12 protein-coding genes and 2 pseudogenes are annotated in these 17,651 nt (G+C 44.2%); 4 read left to right on the plus strand and 10 right to left on the minus strand.

Going from position 1 to position 17,651, the window contains the following annotated elements; translation table 11 throughout:
- Positions 1–53 precede the first annotated feature (53 nt).
- Both HYN59_RS00630 and HYN59_RS00635 read left to right on the plus strand, forming a co-directional pair.
- Positions 54–1,955, plus strand: a complete 1,902-nt coding sequence (locus HYN59_RS00630; RefSeq protein ID WP_108776425.1) for a TonB-dependent receptor plug domain-containing protein — start codon at positions 54–56, stop codon at positions 1,953–1,955.
- A 17-nt stretch (positions 1,956–1,972) separates the two neighbouring features.
- A complete protein-coding gene (locus HYN59_RS00635; protein ID WP_181369482.1) occupies positions 1,973–2,242 on the plus strand; it encodes a TonB-dependent receptor in 270 nt (89 codons plus the stop codon).
- Here the strand turns inward: HYN59_RS00635 and HYN59_RS18010 are convergent.
- The 8 genes and pseudogenes from HYN59_RS18010 to argS (HYN59_RS18405) all read right to left on the minus strand — a co-directional run.
- Positions 2,239–2,397, minus strand: a complete 159-nt coding sequence (locus tag HYN59_RS18010; protein ID WP_181369483.1) for a hypothetical protein — start codon at positions 2,395–2,397, stop codon at positions 2,239–2,241. The genes HYN59_RS00635 and HYN59_RS18010 overlap by 4 nt on opposite strands.
- A gap of 58 nt (positions 2,398–2,455) precedes the next feature.
- On the minus strand, positions 2,456–2,707 hold the full coding sequence (locus tag HYN59_RS17930; RefSeq protein ID WP_146185838.1) for a hypothetical protein: 252 nt from the start codon (positions 2,705–2,707) through the stop codon (positions 2,456–2,458).
- Between the two features lie 63 nt (positions 2,708–2,770).
- Positions 2,771–4,162, minus strand: a complete 1,392-nt coding sequence (locus HYN59_RS00645) for a peptide-N-glycosidase F-related protein (protein ID WP_108776428.1) — start codon at positions 4,160–4,162, stop codon at positions 2,771–2,773.
- Positions 4,163–4,254: 92 nt separating this feature from the next.
- A complete protein-coding gene (locus HYN59_RS00650; protein ID WP_108776429.1) occupies positions 4,255–5,928 on the minus strand; it encodes an MBOAT family O-acyltransferase in 1,674 nt (557 codons plus the stop codon).
- Positions 5,925–7,343 (minus strand): LysM peptidoglycan-binding domain-containing protein, encoded by a 1,419-nt coding sequence (locus HYN59_RS00655; protein WP_108776430.1) that lies wholly within the window; start codon positions 7,341–7,343, stop codon positions 5,925–5,927. Before HYN59_RS00655 ends, HYN59_RS00650 begins: the two co-directional genes overlap by 4 nt.
- Positions 7,333–8,934 (minus strand): SGNH/GDSL hydrolase family protein, encoded by a 1,602-nt coding sequence (locus HYN59_RS00660; protein WP_342748334.1) that lies wholly within the window; start codon positions 8,932–8,934, stop codon positions 7,333–7,335. Before HYN59_RS00660 ends, HYN59_RS00655 begins: the two co-directional genes overlap by 11 nt.
- Before the next feature lie 17 nt (positions 8,935–8,951).
- Positions 8,952–10,184 (minus strand): annotated as a pseudogene (gene argS, locus HYN59_RS18400) (arginine--tRNA ligase); the annotation flags it as partial.
- Between the two features lie 207 nt (positions 10,185–10,391).
- A pseudogene (argS, locus tag HYN59_RS18405) lies at positions 10,392–11,036 on the minus strand (arginine--tRNA ligase domain-containing protein); the annotation flags it as partial.
- 362 nt (positions 11,037–11,398) lie between these two features.
- Between argS (HYN59_RS18405) and HYN59_RS00670 the strand changes: the two are divergent.
- Both HYN59_RS00670 and HYN59_RS00675 read left to right on the plus strand, forming a co-directional pair.
- Positions 11,399–13,807 carry a TonB-dependent receptor gene (locus HYN59_RS00670; RefSeq protein WP_108776432.1) on the plus strand — a complete coding sequence of 803 codons (2,409 nt, stop codon included), beginning with the start codon at positions 11,399–11,401 and terminating at the stop codon, positions 13,805–13,807.
- A gap of 176 nt (positions 13,808–13,983) precedes the next feature.
- Positions 13,984–15,831 (plus strand): hypothetical protein, encoded by a 1,848-nt coding sequence (locus HYN59_RS00675; RefSeq protein ID WP_108776433.1) that lies wholly within the window; start codon positions 13,984–13,986, stop codon positions 15,829–15,831.
- A 62-nt stretch (positions 15,832–15,893) separates the two neighbouring features.
- On the opposite strand, the gene HYN59_RS00680 is transcribed toward HYN59_RS00675, so the two are convergent.
- Complete coding sequence (locus tag HYN59_RS00680) at positions 15,894–16,412, minus strand: L,D-transpeptidase family protein (protein ID WP_108776434.1); 519 nt, start codon at positions 16,410–16,412, stop codon at positions 15,894–15,896.
- A gap of 153 nt (positions 16,413–16,565) precedes the next feature.
- Positions 16,566–17,579, minus strand: a complete 1,014-nt coding sequence (locus tag HYN59_RS00685) for a 3-oxoacyl-ACP synthase III family protein (RefSeq protein WP_108776435.1) — start codon at positions 17,577–17,579, stop codon at positions 16,566–16,568.
- Between the last annotated feature and the right edge of the window lie 72 nt (positions 17,580–17,651).

Raw genomic sequence — 17,651 nt, forward strand, 5'->3', positions numbered from 1 at the left:
AAAGGCTTTGTGCCTATGTTATTGATGAGTATGGACAGGCCGTTGACAATGCTGTGATACAATATTCGGGAGACAAAAAGATCGTTACCGGGCCCGATGGCTATTTTGAGCTTAAAAAGCCGCTTACAGATAATATCATTGTAGGGCAGATGGGCTTTGAATCCCGCACTTTAAAGCCCCAGGATTTTTCCGACGATGATTGTAAAGAGATAGTCCTTAGCCTCGAAATCCTCGAACTTAAAGAAGTCGTTGCCGAGCGCTACCTTACCACAGGTATCTCTAAAAAGAAAGACGGCACCTTCAGCATCCGGCCCGATAAGTTCGGTATACTCCCCGGGCTGATAGAACCTGACGTACTAATGGCAATGCAGCAATTGCCGGGCATCAACAGCATTGACGAAACCGTATCGAACATCAACGTGCGCGGCGGCACCCACGACCAAAACCTTTTTATGTGGAACGGCATACGCCTTTTCCAAACGGGCCATTTCTTCGGGCTCATTTCGGCCCTCAACCCCAACCTTGCGCACGAGATCAAAATATCCAAGAACGGCACGTCTGCTTTTTATGGCGAAAGTGTGTCGAGCGCAGTAGACATTTCCTCCCGCCCTGCCGATATCGGTAAAGGAACCGCGAGTGTTGGCAGCAACATGATCGGTACTGATTTTTACACGAAGATAAAAGCCAGTGAAAATGCTAATTTTGAGATTTCGGCTCGACGCTCTTTTACCGATGTGATCGACCTGCCTACCTACAGCAAATATTCGAAAAGGATATTCCAGAACACCATTGTTACTGAGCTTAATAACAGTACCGATGTGAATTATAAAAGCGACAAGGAATTTTATTTTTACGATTTTACAGGTCAATACCACCAAAAGATCGGTGATAAAAATGATATTTATGTGGATGTCATTGGCATCAACAACAGGCTGGATTTTACGCAGGGTACCATCACGGCTACCAATGTAGTTACCGAAATAAGTACCTTGAGGCAGCTCACCCTTGGCGGAACGGCAGCCTGGCGGCGGAAATGGAGCGACAGGCACAGCAGCGAGTTTGGCTTTTACGGCTCTTATTATAATGTTGACGGCACCAATGCATCCCTTGAATTCAACCAGGTGACGCAGCAGGAAAACAAGATCCTGGATGCCGGTTTCCATTTAAGCGATTCCTACAGGCTGAACCCGTTGTTCAACCTCAAAACCGGGTACCAGTACAACGAGATAGGGGTTGAGAACAGTGACCGGGTAAATGAGCCAGAGTACAGCCGCAGTATAAAAGAGGTACTCCGAACACATGCCGCAATTGGTGAACTGGAATATGATTCTAAAGACCGGAAACTGTATTCGCGGGCCGGGATAAGGGGCAATTACATCGAGCAGTTTGCCATGGCTTATATCGAGCCAAGGCTGCAGGTGACCTATATGCCCAACACCGCATGGCAGGCAGAATTTCTCGCGGAGCAAAAAAGCCAGACCGCATCGCAAATAGTAGAGCTCCAGGGTGATTTTTTGGGGATAGAAAAACGCCGCTGGATTTTGTCAAACGATAAGGACATACCGGTACAGCGTAGCAGGCAAGCCTCTGTGGGCCTAACTTTTAAAGATAAAGGGTGGCTGGTATCGCTGGAGAATTTTTATAAGAAGGTAAAAGGTATAACTACCTACGGGCAGGCCTTCCAGGACCAGTTGGAACTTGTGCAGGCACAGGGAAGCTATACGGTGGTAGGTACCGAATTCCTGGTACAGAAGCAGTTTAAAGGGTTCTACGCCTGGCTAAGCTATACGTGGAATGACAACAACTACAGCTTCAATGGCATTTCGCCGGATAAATTCCCCAGCAGCTTTGAGATAAAGCACACGGTAAACAGCGCTGCGATTTACGAATGGCATAGGTTTAAAATAGCGATGGGTTCCAAATGGTATACGGGAAAGCCTGTTACCCCCCTTTAAACTCTATTGCGGCAGATATGGCCCCTAATGCTTCCGGAATAGCCTACGCTTCCCCTAATTCTGATAACATAGGTAACTTTTTCCAGGTCAATTTTTCCGCTTCTTACACCTGCACGATAAAGGATAAAGTGCGCCTTCAGCTGGGGGTTTCGGTACTGAATATCTTTAACAGGAGGAACATCATCAACCGCTATTACCGCCTGAACAATACCAATAATGCTATCGAGGTGGTTAATACTTACTCTATAGAAAGGACTCCCAATGCGCTTATAAAGCTGAGTTTTTAGTACCCGTTGAGCTCAACAAAGCTGATCTTAACATCATCCCCGACAGCAGTCACGGTAACATCGGTACAAATGATCTGGTTCGTTGAAGGCCAGGTATAACAAACAGCATACATATCTTTATTTTGATCGTCCTTTTGAATGACAAGTGTTTTCAAGGTTGCCACATCAGAGTCCTGTGCGCTAAGAAAGGGGTCGGAATCAAGCGAGGCATTCTCAATTTTCTGTGCCAGCCCAGCCGTGCAGTATTTTCTGATTACCTGCCATCCTTGCTTTATCTGTTGGCGCGACATCGCCCTGCATAATATATTCCGTATAAAAAGACTTCAGCATCTTTTCGGCAGCTGCATTTGAAGCCTTGTTGCTTTTTACTGAAACATCCTTATGAGAACCACCTGATTTCCCTGTTGTTTTATCAGTGCAGGACATAAGGACTAAGAGCGCCATTATACTGAATAATTGTTTCATAATACCTCTTATAAACAACAAACCCGCCTTGGGAGCGGATTTGCATTTCTATTTAACTTAAATCTATTTTTTGATAATCTTTTTTGTAGCGCTAAGGTTATTTCCGAACTCTACTTTCACCATATAGATGCCGCTTTGCATCTCTGACATATCTATTTTCTCAGTAGTCCCTTCAAATACCGTCTGCCCCAGCGTGTTGACAACCGTAACCGTTTTCACCTGCTGGTCGCCGGTTCCTATCGTTGCAATATCAGTCACAGGGTTAGGGTAAATATTGAAAGCATTGTGCTCAAAGTCCGGCGTACCCAGTGTCTCGCTATAGCCCTGCATGTATACCGACATTGGGAAATAGCCATCGCTGCCATTGCCTGCGCCATTTAAAAACTCAGCCTCCGGTACGTCTATCTTAAACGAATGCTCTCCGGCTGCAAGATCTCCTAACTCGATAACGCGGGTAGGTATCTTATTGCCCGGACACCAGTTATTCCAGGCCCATGCGGCATTGGTATTAGGGCGGTAAGCCCCCGTAGCACAGTTGATGTAAATACAGTTCGGCATCGTGTTGTATACCCTGTAAGGCACGCAGGAAAGTCCGCCTGGGGTGTAGTTTGTAACTTCCACTCCATCAAAATAAACATGGTGTTTGCGCCTTAAAAATTCTTCCTGCTGCCCATGGTTGGAGGTTATAAGGTAGAATTTGGCATTTGGAACAGGCTCATCAAGCGTGAAGGTAATCGTCCGCACGGTTTGCCCGATTTCATCTGTCCCCTCAAGTGTATAATTTTTCAGCTCGTACTTATAGGACAACGGCACAAAGTGATTTTCACCCTGTACCAGGTTAGGGTTGTTATTCGAAACGAGCTCTAAAGACCCCATGTACACATCGTTCCTTCCGGTACAAGTTGCCGGAAGATCGTGTACTGCACCTGCAGACGAGTCCCCCTGGTAACCGTATACTTCCAGTTCAATCCAGAAGTCATAATTGCTGCTTATGCTTGTATCATGCAATATCTTAGTAATATTATTCACCTCGAAAGTATATGGAACCGATGCCGGATTTGTGACATTAAGATTCATGAAAGGTGTGATAAAACGTCCTATTTCTATCCTGGTGATATTGGTATCATTATAACCATAGCTGGTAGCGCCTGCAGGAACCATTACCAGGTTTACATTCCCGATCCTGTCGTAGGTGTCACAAAGCGGGAAAAGCGTTACGTTCAGGGTAAGCATATTCCCGATAGATTCAATCTGCTCTGCAGTAAGCTTGCGGCTGTACGATGAATTTCTTGTTCTTATTAAACCATCCGGCACAGGCTCGCTAACCGGCCCTTCATACATATTGTAATAAATAACCTGGTCGAAAAAGCTAAGGGTATAAGGATCCTGCGCTTGTGCCGTAAAAGACGCAAAAAGTGAAGCGAATAAAGAAAAAATGAGTAAAGTTTTTTTCATGTTGTGTAGTTTAGTGGGCGTAATTTAATGAAAAATTTCATTATCACTCCATTAACCACAGTTTAACACGATTTCGCTTTTAAATGTTATATTTAAAACTGGAAATAGATAAATGGTTGCGGCCCTGCGGATGCTGCGGCATATACCAGCCAGTATACCAACCCTAATAAAACACCTTTTACTACAAGCGGCGACTGGTCAAAACCTTTCTTCATGGCGACCGAAATGCCTTCCGGCATGAAGTGCCATACATAACCTATCAGCATCAGCAGGAATACGTTTTTGTAGCCCATGATGATGATCTGCCATTGTGCCGGGTCGAACGTTACATTGCCAATATTATTGATAAGGTCAAGCGCTATGGTAAAGTCTTTAGCCCGGAAAAATATCCAGCAGAAAGCCACAAAGTGAAACGTGAGCAGTACCGAGATAAATGTCCACAGGCTGCCAAAAGCAGAAGGCTTGCCTTCTTTTTTAGACGGGAAAAATTCGGCAAACAGCTTATGTACTGCCAGTGCAATGCCGTGCAGTGCTCCCCAGATAATAAAGCGAAGGCTCGCGCCATGCCAAAGCCCGCCAAGAAGCATTGTGGTAAGCAGGTTAACATTGGTGTACATCGTTTTCTCCTTATCCTTCCTGGCCAAAAGGAAGGTGAGCGTAAATACCAATAATCCGGCAACGCTGATGATAAGCGGGATATTGCTTGTTGGCGAATAGGTAATACCCCATACTATAAGCCCGAAGAAAAACAGCGCCGGAAACAAAAATCCTGCGAACGAGCCGTGGCGGTTACCCCCTACGGAGATATAAAGGAAATCCTTAAGCCACGTGGACAGCGATATATGCCACCTTCTCCAGAACTCGGTAATAGAAGCCGATTTATAAGGCGTACGGAAGTTGGTCGGCAGCTTAAAGCCAAGCAATAAGGCTACCCCAATCGCCATGTCGCTGTATCCCGAGAAGTCGCAGTATATCTGTATCGTATAGCCATAAGCCGCCATAAGGTTCTCAAAAGCGGTATAGCTGTTGGGTGAATCGAACACACGATCGACAAAGTTGATGGAGATATAATCGGATATCACCGTCTTCTTAATAAGTCCGCCGATGATTAGGAACAGTGCGTAGTTGATATCCTGTTTGGTGACGTTCAGCCTGGCGTAGATCTGTGGGATGAAGTCCTTAGCTCTTACGATAGGCCCTGCCACAAGCTGCGGGAAGAAAGACACGAAAAACAGGTAATCTACATAGTTCTTGGCCGGGATAATTTCCTTACGGTAAATTTCTATGATATAACTGATGGACTGGAACGTATAGAACGATATACCCACCGGCAGCAGCACTTTATGGAAGGTATAATTCCACCCGAAAAGGCTGTTACTGCTTTCTAATATGAAGGTCGTATATTTAAAGTAACCAAGAAAAGTGAGGTTAACAATGACACTAAACCACAGGTAAACCCTGCGCGGTATGGTACGCGTTTCCCGGTACAGGAAGTAGCTGAGCGTATAATCTACCACCGATGAGAGTAGCAATAGCATAAAGTAAGCCCCGCTTGACTTGTAGTAGAAGAACAGCGAGAAGCATATCACATAAACGATCCTTAAATGGAACGTTTTCCTGGTAAGGATATAGATGGCATAAAAAACGGTGAACAGCCCCAGAAAAAGCGGCGTGTTGAACAGCAACGGCGCTTCTCGGTTGTATGTAAACCATCCTTCTACATCACTCCATGTTATATTGGGCAAATATTTTGAAAGCTCTGTCACTCCCTGTTGGTTTTAAAATTATCGTATGCGTTCAGCAATGCTTCGGTAAATAGCATGCCCTGTTTTTCATATCCCGGCTTCGAGTAGTGCACTTTGTCACCTGCCATTAATCCCTGTGCAGCATTCCGGTTCACACTGAACAGGCCGCCCATCTCAGAGAACAAATCCCACGAGGCGTAGTTTTTGGCCGTTTCCTGCATGAGTATGCTCTTGGCATAACCGGCAGCAAAGGTATTGGGGTATTTCCTTTTGAACATTGATGGCGGCGGTGTCATTACCAATACACACACATCGGGGTTTTTAGCTTTAACCTTATCAATAAAAAGGTTCAGCTGCGTAATGTAATCGTTGGGAATCATTTTGTCGAATGACTCATTGGTACCCAGTGATATCACGATAAGGTCGGGCTGTAATGCCGGGAGCTGGTCAAAGAACAGCGGGTACTTGTTATAGTCCGATGCTTTCGCGCCGTTTACGCCAATGCTATGGTAGAGCAGTCCCGGATCATCTTTTTCCAGCACCAGTCCGCTAAGGGTATATTCCTTCCTGTCATTGTTGGGCAGCAGGTATATTTTAGAAAGCGCTTCATCACTGTGGTAATAATTGCTCAGTGAGTCGGCGGTAATGGGCAGCGGTATGAATTCCGACCGCTTCACTTCCTTTTTCTGCATTTCGCTTGTGGGTATCTTCAGGGTTTTCCCTGCCCTTATGTTATCCGACTTCAGGCCGTTTGCTTTTTTCAATTGTGCCACCGTCACATTGTATTTATCGGCAATAGAACCAAGCACCTCGCCCTTCTTTATTTTATGCGTAATTTTTTTCGGCACGGTCGATTCGAGCACAATGGTTTTTGAGCTTGTTGCCACGTCAAATCCCGGCGCATTGCCCGGCGTAATTATTTTCAGGGTATTAAAGTCGTAAGCGGTGTCCCGAACATTCAACTCGACCACAAAGTTCTCCCTCGTCTCGAGGGCGATTCCGCTAAGGCCAACTTCCATCCCGGGCTCGGGCGTATAAATGTTGCGGCGGCTGTTCCAAGAAGCATTCGAATTGAAACGGACATTGTAGCTGCCATTGGTTTTTGCCAGCTGGTACGGAAAAGTAAACCCGCAGCCCGCATTGCCAAAACGCGCCTGCAATGTCTTGCGGATAATGCCTGTCATCAGGTCGGCTTGTATGTGCGAATCCCCAATGTGTACAATATTTACCTTGCCGCCTTTCTGGCTTTCGAGGAAATACAGCTTTTCGAAGAACAGCTTTAGCGAAGAGCTGTTGGTAATGATGTTATCAGCTACTACGATCTCAGTGGTATCGGTAACAATGCTGTCCATGACCACTGCAAGCGAATCTACCTGTGCGGCAGACTTTGCGCCCAAGAGCAGGCAAAATAGCAGGAATACTATTTTACGGCGCATGGGTAGTATCTTTTTTAGGGGTTATCGTGTCTTTCTTAACTATTGGCTTTTTTGCCGGTTGCACCGTTGGAGTTTTTGGCTGTTCTGCTTTAGGCTGCTCTGTTACAGGTGTACCTGTTTGGGGAGCCGGTGCTGGCGGAGTTGGCGTCTTAAAGCCCCTAAGCCTCTTGTACTGCTCATACCCGCCATTGATCTGGTTCCAGATAAGGTCGGATACCTTTTTTGCCCCACGGAAATTGAAGTGGGTATAATCTTTATTAGCCAATGCAGGCGCTTCCTCATCCACCCATTTCACCATAGAGCCGTCACCGCCCATAAGCGTGTAAAGGTTTACATAAGCCGATTCTGTTTGCACGGCATATTTTTTCTGGGCACGGCTAAGCGGTACCACAGCCGAGTCGGTTTTCATCTCCAGCCCGTATTTGGTCGATTTATCGGCAGTAGAAATAATGAGTATATCCACACCCGGGAAACATTCCCTCAGGTGCTCCACAACCCTTGCCATACGCTTTTCGTACCAGGTATAATTGAGTGAGCCGTAATTTAGCACGTTGGTACCGTAATGAAGTACAATAAGGTCGTAACCCAGCTTATCATTGAACGCCCTCATCACATTGGTATTGAAAGAGCCTATCGGAAGGCCTGAGTTACCGCGGTTCGAGAAGTTATCTACATGCACTCCCCTGCCATCGTCAAAATTGAAGCCATAGAACGGAATGGAATCGGAAGCGATAAAATTAGCCTTAAAACCTTTGATGCCGCCATTGGCAACGCTAAGCGTATTCACAAGGTTTACAGGGTTAAGATTTTTGCGAATGGTATCTTTTCCTATAATCACATCAACGGCTGCTTTCCTGTTGCCCGACTTTCCGTAAAACAGCGTTGGGTTGTACAATTCTGTAAGATGCCTTATATTGCTGGCTTTGTAGCGCACCCATGCCGGGTTTACGGTATCCCTTTTGGTAAAGAAAACATGCCCGTTTACACCAAAAGGGCTTCTTGGGCTCTTAACGTTCAGGTAGGACTGCGTTTTCCAGTTGGGTGAGAACTGGTGGGTAAGCGTGCTGCGTGACGGTGCCGATTCGGAAGTGATATTCACAAACCCTACGCCTTCGCCTCCAAAGCGTTCCTGAAGGCTGGCACGGAAATCTTTCACGATAAGGTCGCCATCGGTCATGGAATCCCCAAAATAAGCAATACGCACTTTACCCTGCTTCTTGGTTTCCAATTGCAGCAGTTTTTCGTAAAAATTGACAAGGTGCTGATAGCCCTTATAATCTTCAAAAGTCTCTGCCGGGAATTTGATGCCATTAACTGCCTCAAAAACTATTTTCTTGTTGCTGCTCAGGGTGTCTTTTTCTGTTTCGCCTCCATCAGCCTCCACCGCCTCGAGCATGAGGCTATCAACCACAACATTCTTGGTAATGCCGGTTTCGGTAAATATTTTAGAGGGGAGCACCTGCCTGAACCCAAGCAATGCCGCTATCGAAATAACGATAATGATAAATGACTGGAAAAAATAGGTTTTCCCTTCCTGCGGCCTGTTTTCTGCAGGCGGCGTGCTCTCGTATCCGGGTCTGTTCTCTTTCACAAAAAAATGGCTTTAGGTTACATACGTTCCGGCATGCCGATTCCCAGCAGGCCGAAAGCCGATTTTAATGTTTCTCCCACTTTTTTAGAAAGCTGTACTTTAAACACTTTCAGCGACTCATCTTCTTCTCCCAGTATGGAAACCACCTGGTAGTACGAGCTGAATTCTTTCGCCAGGTCGTACGCATAGCCTGCTATTAAAGCCGGGCTGTACTGGCTCGCTGCATTTTGCACCACCGCCGGGAATGTTTCAAGAAGCTTTATCAGCTCTTTTTCTTTCGGGTGGAGGGCGATATGCGAAACAGTCTCTGTAATATCAAATTCAGCTTTTCTCAGGATCGCGCGTGTCCGCACATATGACATCTGGATGAACGGGCCCGAATCGCCGTTAAAGTCGATGGATTCTTTCGGGTCGAAAAGAATCCGTTTTTTAGGATCGACTTTAAGCATCTGGTATTTCAGCGCCCCGAGGCCTATCGTTTTATAGAGTTCGGCTTTTTCTTCATCCGAGCAGCCTTCGAGCTTGCCCATTTCGTCTGCAATGCTTTTGGCTGTAGCAACCATTTCTTCCATCAGGTCGTCAGCATCCACCACGGTACCTTCACGGCTTTTCATTTTCCCGGAAGGAAGGTCAACCATGCCATACGATAAATGGTACAGGTTTTCTGCCCAGTCAAAACCAAGCTTTTTCAGGATCAGGAACAGCACCTTAAAGTGGTAGTCCTGCTCGTTGCCCACCGTGTACACCATACCGCCTACATCAGGGAAGTCTTTTACCCTTTGTATTGCCGTACCTATATCCTGCGTAATGTATACCGAAGTACCATCGCGGCGCAGCACCAGCTTTTCGTCAAGGCCTTCATCGGTAAGGTCGATCCATACCGAACCATCCTCTTTTTTATAGAAAACACCTTTGTCAAGGCCATCGGCAACAACGTCTTTCCCTAACAGGTAGGTATCACTTTCGTAGTAATTCTTATCAAAGTCGACACCGATATTTTTGAAGGACAACTCAAAGCCCTCGTATACCCAGCCGTTCATTTTTTTCCAGAGGGCAACAACAGCTTCATCGCCTGCTTCCCATTTAAGCAGCATTTGCCGGGCTTCTTTTAATATAGCAGTTAGTTTTTTAGCAATTTCTTTAAGTTCCCCTTCTTTATCGTCGATTTTAGACTCCAGAGTGGTTAGTGGTTTTACCGCATTTTCGAAAGCTACTTTATCTTTATCCGAAATTTCATCATATTCCTCATCACGAAGATCTTTTATCATGGTACGGTAGGAGACATCATTTTTCGATGTATTATAATATCCCTGAATGACAACATTTATTCCTTCCGGAAGTTCGAAGCCTGATTTCTTCTCTTCGTAAATCCCTTTAAGCTTGGTAATTTCCTCTTTCAATGGTGTAACAGCGCTTTCAACTTCAGGGAAACCCGAAAAGTCACCTTCCCAAAATTTTTGCAGGAACGGCTTTACCTCTTTCTGGAGTTCCTTTTCAAACCGTACGTAGTAATTTCCCACCAGCTTGTCACCCTTTACGCCTTCGCTTTCCGGTGTCTCACCGTGGCCGAATTTCTCATACGCGAGCATCGACTTGCAGATATGGATACCCCGATCGTTAATCACCTGGGTCTTGTATATATTTTTGCCGGATGCCTCAATGATATTCGCCACCGAATAGCCCAGCAGCACATTACGTACGTGGCCTAAATGCAATGGCTTGTTGGTGTTTGGGGAAGCATATTCCACCATTACGGCTTTTCCGCCTTCTGCAGGTTGTTGCGAACCAAAATTTTCGTCTTCTTTTATTTCATTAAAGAACGTAATATAGAACGCATCGGATATGACAAGGTTAAGGAAACCGCCCCCGGCCACATTGAATTTTTCTACCACATCGGTGTTGTCCAAAAGGTACTGGCCAATGGCATTCCCCAGTGCGGCGGGATTGCTTTTTACCAGCTTTAAAAGCGGGAAAATAACCATAGTAATATCGCCTTCGAACTCCCTGCGGGTCGCCTGTAATTCTATCTTTTCAACAGAAATACCAAACAAAGCTTCAACCGCTTTTTGTATGTGGGGAACGAGGATTTGTGACAACGCCATTTTACTATGATTTTTAAGCGTGCAAAGATAATTATTTTTAGTCAACGTAATGAATTGAAAATGCTTAAATAAAATGTAAAAATTAGACCGCGGCAGTAGAGACGCATTGCATACGTCTCCCAGTATTTTTCAATCATTACGCGAGACGCATTCAATGCGTCTCTACCCTAAAACTATCACAAATAAAAACTTTTTCCATTTTCGCTGTAACAAAATCCGTGTTTGATTGTCTTATGGGTATCTGCACAAGTTAGTGACATTAAATAAACATTAATTTATGCATAAAAAGGTACTTTGTATTGCATATTAGTTTTCGATGTAGTACATTTGCCCCATCATCAATCATCAATCAAATTACGAACATGCATTTCAAGCTACTAATGGTGCTTCTTTTTGGGAGCATCATGACCATGACTGCTCAAAATTCCGGCAGCATCTCAGGGAAAATTACGGACAAGACTACCAATGAACCTTTACCCTATGTGAGCATCGTTATAAAAGATAATGGCGCGGTTGTTACCGGTGGCATTACCGATGACAATGGCCTTTTTACCATAAAGAACCTGCCGCTTAAAAGCTATACGGTAGAAGTGCAGTTCATGGGCTACAAGACCTTTGTAACCAATGCCAACCTTAACGAGCAGGCAAAAGCAATGAACCTGGGTACCATAGCTATAAACGAAGTAGCCACAACACTGGACACCGTTGAAATCGTTAAGGAAACCTCTACCATCGAGCAGAAGATAGACCGCAAGGTAATTACCGTGGGCCGCGACCTTACCACCGCGGGCGGCACGGCATCGGAAATAATGAACAACATCCCTTCGGTAAATGTGGACCAGGACGGAAAAATTTCCCTTCGCGGCAACCAGAACGTACGGGTTCTTGTAGATGGCAGGCCTACCAATATCGACCCGGCACAGCTCTTAAAGCAGATACCTTCTACCTCCATCAAAAAGATCGAGCTGATTACCAACCCAAGCGCCAAGTATAATCCTGAGGGTATGAGCGGTATCATCAATATCATCCTTCATAAAAATGCGAGCGACGGCTTTAACGGCACTTATAATGGGGGGATGACCTTTGGTAAAACGCCGAAATTCAACAACTCGCTCGATATGAACTTCCGCACGGGAAAGGTGAATTTCTTTGGCAACATCGGTAACAACCTGGGCAAATATGCCAACTGGGGCTTTGTAGAGCGCCATGACGACATAGCCTCCAGGCAGGTGGTGAACGGCATTAGCGACAACAAAGGCGTACTGGGCAAGATCGGGATGGACTACTACATCAATGACAACAACACATTGTCGGTGTACACCAACCAGAATTATTTTTCCGGCACATCGCTTTTCACGATTGATGTACTTTATCCTGAAGGCAGCGCTTCGCCGAATATCCTCCAGTCCAACAATATGGACGGCGATAACTTCAACAACACTTACAACCTTGCTTACAAGCACAAGTTCGCCAAAGAAGGCCACACACTTGACCTTGAAGCCAATTATAACGATTCCCAAAATAAGCAAAGCGTAGATTATGGCGTGGCTATAGCCGATGCTACACAAACATACGGCGACCATCTTGTGGACAACCGCCAGAATACGACCGTGAACCTGGACTATGTAAACCCGCTTAATGAAAAGACTACCCTTGAGGCAGGCGCCGAAGCAAGGATACTGACTACCGATAACGAATACCACTCGACCAACCCGAATATCCCTGCCGACCAGCAAAACGTGAATTATACGTATGACATGAGCATCTATTCGGCATATACCACTTTTGGGCAGAAATTCGAGAAATTCAGCTACCAGCTTGGCGCAAGGTTTGAAAGCTATAAAGTGAAAGCCGACTTCAACAGGGGCCAGCAGGGCTTTAAGAACGATTATGTTACGGTTTATCCGTCAGTTTACCTCGGGTATAACTTTAACGATAAGAACATGATGCAGCTAAGCTACAGCCGCCGTGTAGACAGGCCAAGCATAGAGCAGACCAAGCTGATAAGGGAATTTTCAACCTACCTGCTTACCTCGATAGGAAACCCACAGCTGGTACCACAGTTCACCAATTCGGTAGAAGTGAATTACACCAAGATGTTCGGGCAGGGCTCATCGGTTACAGGCGGTGTGTATTACAGGTTCATCAATGATGAGATCAACCGTATCTTCTACCCTAACGATGCCACACCCGATAATGACCAGGACCAGATCATGACCTTTGGGAACTTCGATAAGAATTCGGCCTTCGGTTTTGAGGTATCGGCCAATTACAAGATCTTCAAGTGGTGGGATATCCAGCCGGCGGTTGATTTTTCGAGCATCTCACAGCAGGGAAGGGTTTCGATACAAACCTCTCCGGATGTATTCGAATTCCAGAACAGGAAGGTAGATGTAAATGCCTTTAATGCAAGGCTGAACAGCAACTTCAGGGTAAACCAGCGCCTCAGCTTCCTGCTTTTCGGTTTCTACAGAGGCCCGGTAAACGGTGTGCAGAACCTGAGCAAGGAAATGTACAAGATCGATTCGGGAGCACGCTATACCCTTCTGGACAATAAAATGTCGCTTAGTGTGCGCTTTAACGATATGTTCCGTACTATGCGCTACGGCTTCAGCGCCAGCAACCCGTTCCCCCAAAGCGGTGAATTCCGCTGGGAAAGCCGTACGGTATATGTAGGACTTAACTATATGTTCGGCGCCGGAAAAAACAGGGCCCTGCAGCGCAAGCAGCGTGACGACAACACCAAGCAGGGCGGCGGCGGAATGTTCTAGCCCATCAAAAATTGAATAATTAATGTTTTCATATAATTAGGTTTAGTAGTTAGTTAACCCCGGATAGTTGCGAATCCGGGGTTATTTTTTGTGCTCGTTTAAAAGTTTTAACTTCTAAGGTAATTGTAAAATATTTGTTAAAATTTCATATATTCGTATCCCAACCTTACCAAAATATGAAACTCGAAAAAATACTTAACAATATCAATTCTTTTGAAAAGAATTCTTTTTTAAAAATCATTGACAATTTAATTTCAGCCAAGCCTAAAAATATAAAGCTTATCGAGAGCATCCTTTCAGATTCAAACAAAGATTTGAAAACCGTAGACAATATTAATATCGTCAATGTATTTCATTTATTAGAAGATGAGTTTACAGAATATATTAAAGATGAATTTTTGAAAACATCATCACAGCTTGATATATTAATCGATATAATATCCAGAGATGGATCGTGTATAATCAGGCAGGATTGGTTTTCAAGGTTATATGAAAAAGAACTGGCAAGTTTAAAGACGAAATTAAAAGCTTTTGAAGAAGATATTGCTAATGACAAATCTGAGATATCCGACGAAAGGAAAAGAGATTATAATATTTATTTATCCTGTGTAAGAACAGCTTACTATAACGATGAAAATAATAATCAGGAAAAGAAAATCACCTCTGATGAACACTCCATACTACTAACACTTTCAAATTGTCTTTCGCTATCCCAGGAAGAAGTTAAACTAATTAATTACCTGATACTCCCTGTCAAGAAACTCGAAATTGAAGCTGTTATAAATGAGTTGAAAGCAATAGGAATTGTATTTTATTCTAAAAAGAATAATACAATATACGTTGCAGATGAAATTGTAAGGATATTACGAAAAATAAGAGGAAAGGAAGTTAGCGATAAATTTTTCAGGCGGGTTCTTTTACAATTTAGAGAACCACAAATAAATCTAATTTGCAGGAAACACAATATTGACCGAAAACTTCCTTTGGAGAATAAAATAGCAGAAATTATAAATGCCGGTATTTCGTTCAAACAAATTCTTATTGATGATATACATAAGGATGGAACTAATCTTACCGAAAAGAAAAAGTTCCTGAACGATTTTTGTGAAAAAAATTTAATGATAAACTCCCTGAAAGGGACTATTATAGAGGAAAAGATTGATAATCTTATAAAGCATTTTGAAGACATTGAAAAGGATGATAAAATCGGGATGTCTCATGATGGTTTTGAAAAAATGCTTATCCAATTGGGAGAATTCGCACCACATATAAATCAGCTACTGAAATCAAAATTTGAGCTTCAGGATGAAAATGTCCTAAGAAGTAATTTTCTACTCGATTATAATATAAAACCGAGGGACATTTTAGAATTAGTTCCCGATAAGGAGCTGGAGGAGTTTTCTAAAACAAAGGAAATAAAAACAAGAGGTGATTTAATTGCTAATATTTTAGATGCTTACAAAGATTCTGAAAATCTGTTTTTAGAAAATTATGAAAATATTGGATTCAGAAATTTATTGGCACTAAAAGAAAGCGGCATCATTGTGAAAGAGGCAGATCTTGGAATTAAATTCGAGGATCTAACAAAAAAAATACTTGCTGAATTAGGATTTAAAATTGATGAAGATTTACGCAAAAAATTAAATACTTCTAAAGATCAAATTGACATTTTAATTAATTTAGACAACAATGACCTGATTATAGTAGAATGCAAAACAATCAAGGAAAGCAATTATAATAAATTTAGTTCTGTTTCAAGGCAATTAAAATCATATGATGCTATTGCAAGGAAGAACGGTTACAAAGTTGTAAAATCATTATTAATAGCGCCTGAGTTTTCAGACGATTTTATTAAAGACTGCGGCCTCGAATATGATTTGAATTTATCATTGATCACAGCGGGTTCATTAATGAAAATACTTATAGGCTTCAGAAACTCCAAGCTAAAAGTATTCCCACATAATTTATTAATGAGGGACGTAGTTATCAAGGAAGACCTTGTTTTGAAAGCTATTGGTAAATAGATGCAATACTTCGTTTCTCATCATAATGCCGTAAAACTGAAAACTGTGACTGTCACTGAAAACTAAGGTAATATCTCAATCACCGCATCCTGCTTTACTGCTTTATAAAGTTCCTCCATCTCTTCATTGGTCACGGCAATGCAGCCTGCGGTCCAGTCTTTCCAGCGGTGGAATTTACCGATATAGCCCCTGTCGTTGCGAAGGCCGTGTATCTTGACATCACCGCCGGGTGACTTCCCCTGCTTTTCGGCGTAGGCCTTATCGGTGGCATTGGGATACGAGATGCCCAGATTTTTGTAATAAGCGCTCTTTGGATTTCGGGCATTGATGGTGTACGTGCCTTCGGGAGTTTTGCAGTCGCCTTCGAACTGCTTGTGTCCAACAGGGTCTTTGCCTAAGGAAATGATATACGTTTTCAGCAGTTCGCTGCCGGACCGGGCTTCCATTTTGTGGGCAGCTTTATGTACGACAAGGCGGTCGATGGTTTTACCTGCCGGAAGCTTTTTTTCGGGAAAGAAATAGTAGGCAGCGATAGCTACAGGAATGATCAGGAATATCCAAAGCATTTTTTTACGTTTCATTTAGGCAGGAATATTTTACCACAAGGCGCGCAAAGTTTTTACACAAAGGACACAAGGCAGTACGGTATTGACTACGAATCAGAGCATGAGCGTAGCTAAACCTGCCTGCCGGCAGGCAGGTCTGAACTCTGAAATCTACAATCTGAAATCCCTTTACCACTTAATAATCGCGCTTCCCCACGTGAACCCGCTGCCGAATGCTGCCAGCACTACCGTATCGCCTTCTTTTATTTTGCCCTGTTCCCACGCTTCAGTTAGTGCGATAGGCACAGAGGCCGCTGTGGTGTTGCCATATTTCATGATGTTATTGTACACCTGGTCGTCACTGAGCCCGAATTTCTGCTGGATGAATTGCGATATGCGCAGGTTGGCCTGGTGCGGTATCAGCATGTCGATGTCGCTTACCTGCAGGTTGTTGGCTTTTAAGCCTTCCATGATCACCTCGCTGAAGCGTACCACAGCGTTCTTGAAAACAAATTGCCCGTTCATGTACGGATAGTAGCTTTCATCATTCGGGTCGGCATCGGCAATTATGTCGGTAACCCAACGCCTGCCCATTCCGGGAGCGATAAGCGAAAGCTCTTCGGCGTGCTGCCCTTCAGAATGCAGGTGCGTAGAGAGGATGCCTTTGGTAAGGTCTTCTTCACGGGAAAGCACTGCCGCCCCTGCCCCATCGCCGAATATTACCGAAACTGCACGCCCACGGGTGGTCATGTCGAGGCCGGTGGAATGCAGTTCGGAGCCTATGATAAGGATGTTTTTATACATTCCGGTCTTTATGAACTGGTCGGCTATCGACAGTGCATAGATAAACCCGGAGCACTGGTTGCGAACATCCAATGCGCCGACTGTCCGCTTCATGCCAAGGTCTCTTTGCACCAATACGCCCGGGCCCGGAAAATAATAATCAGGGCTCAGGGTAGCGAATACAATGAAGTCGATATCTTCTTTGTCCAGCCCGGCACGCTCCATGGCAATTTTGGCAGCCTTAACACCCATGGTTGTCGTGGTATCGCCATCGCCTTTTACCACATGCCTTCTTTCCTTTATGCCTGTCCGTTCCTGGATCCACGCGTCATTGGTTTCCATTATTTTAGAAAGGTCATCGTTGGTCACCACATTGTTGGGGACATAATACCCCAGGCCGGTTATTTTTGAATGATACATAGGATCTTGATCGTTTTAATAAAAAGTATAGTGTAAAAATAAACATTCCTTAAAAAGGAAAAGGCAAAGTTG

Source organism: Flavobacterium album (assembly GCF_003096035.1).
Taxonomy (GTDB): domain Bacteria; phylum Bacteroidota; class Bacteroidia; order Flavobacteriales; family Flavobacteriaceae; genus Flavobacterium; species Flavobacterium album.

Bases quoted from the DNA above. Each gene is read 5' to 3' on its own strand.
- HYN59_RS00645 (WP_108776428.1), bottom strand. From the start codon at position 4,162: ATGAAAAAAACTTTACTCATTTTTTCTTTATTCGCTTCACTTTTTGCG.
- HYN59_RS00655 (WP_108776430.1), bottom strand. From the start codon at position 7,343: ATGCGCCGTAAAATAGTATTCCTGCTATTTTGCCTGCTCTTGGGCGCA.
- HYN59_RS00635 (WP_181369482.1), top strand. From the start codon at position 1,973: ATGGCCCCTAATGCTTCCGGAATAGCCTACGCTTCCCCTAATTCTGAT.
- HYN59_RS00680 (WP_108776434.1), bottom strand. From the start codon at position 16,412: ATGAAACGTAAAAAAATGCTTTGGATATTCCTGATCATTCCTGTAGCT.
- HYN59_RS17930 (WP_146185838.1), bottom strand. From the start codon at position 2,707: ATGAAACAATTATTCAGTATAATGGCGCTCTTAGTCCTTATGTCCTGC.
- HYN59_RS00675 (WP_108776433.1), top strand. From the start codon at position 13,984: ATGAAACTCGAAAAAATACTTAACAATATCAATTCTTTTGAAAAGAAT.
- HYN59_RS00670 (WP_108776432.1), top strand. From the start codon at position 11,399: ATGCATTTCAAGCTACTAATGGTGCTTCTTTTTGGGAGCATCATGACC.
- HYN59_RS00685 (WP_108776435.1), bottom strand. From the start codon at position 17,579: ATGTATCATTCAAAAATAACCGGCCTGGGGTATTATGTCCCCAACAAT.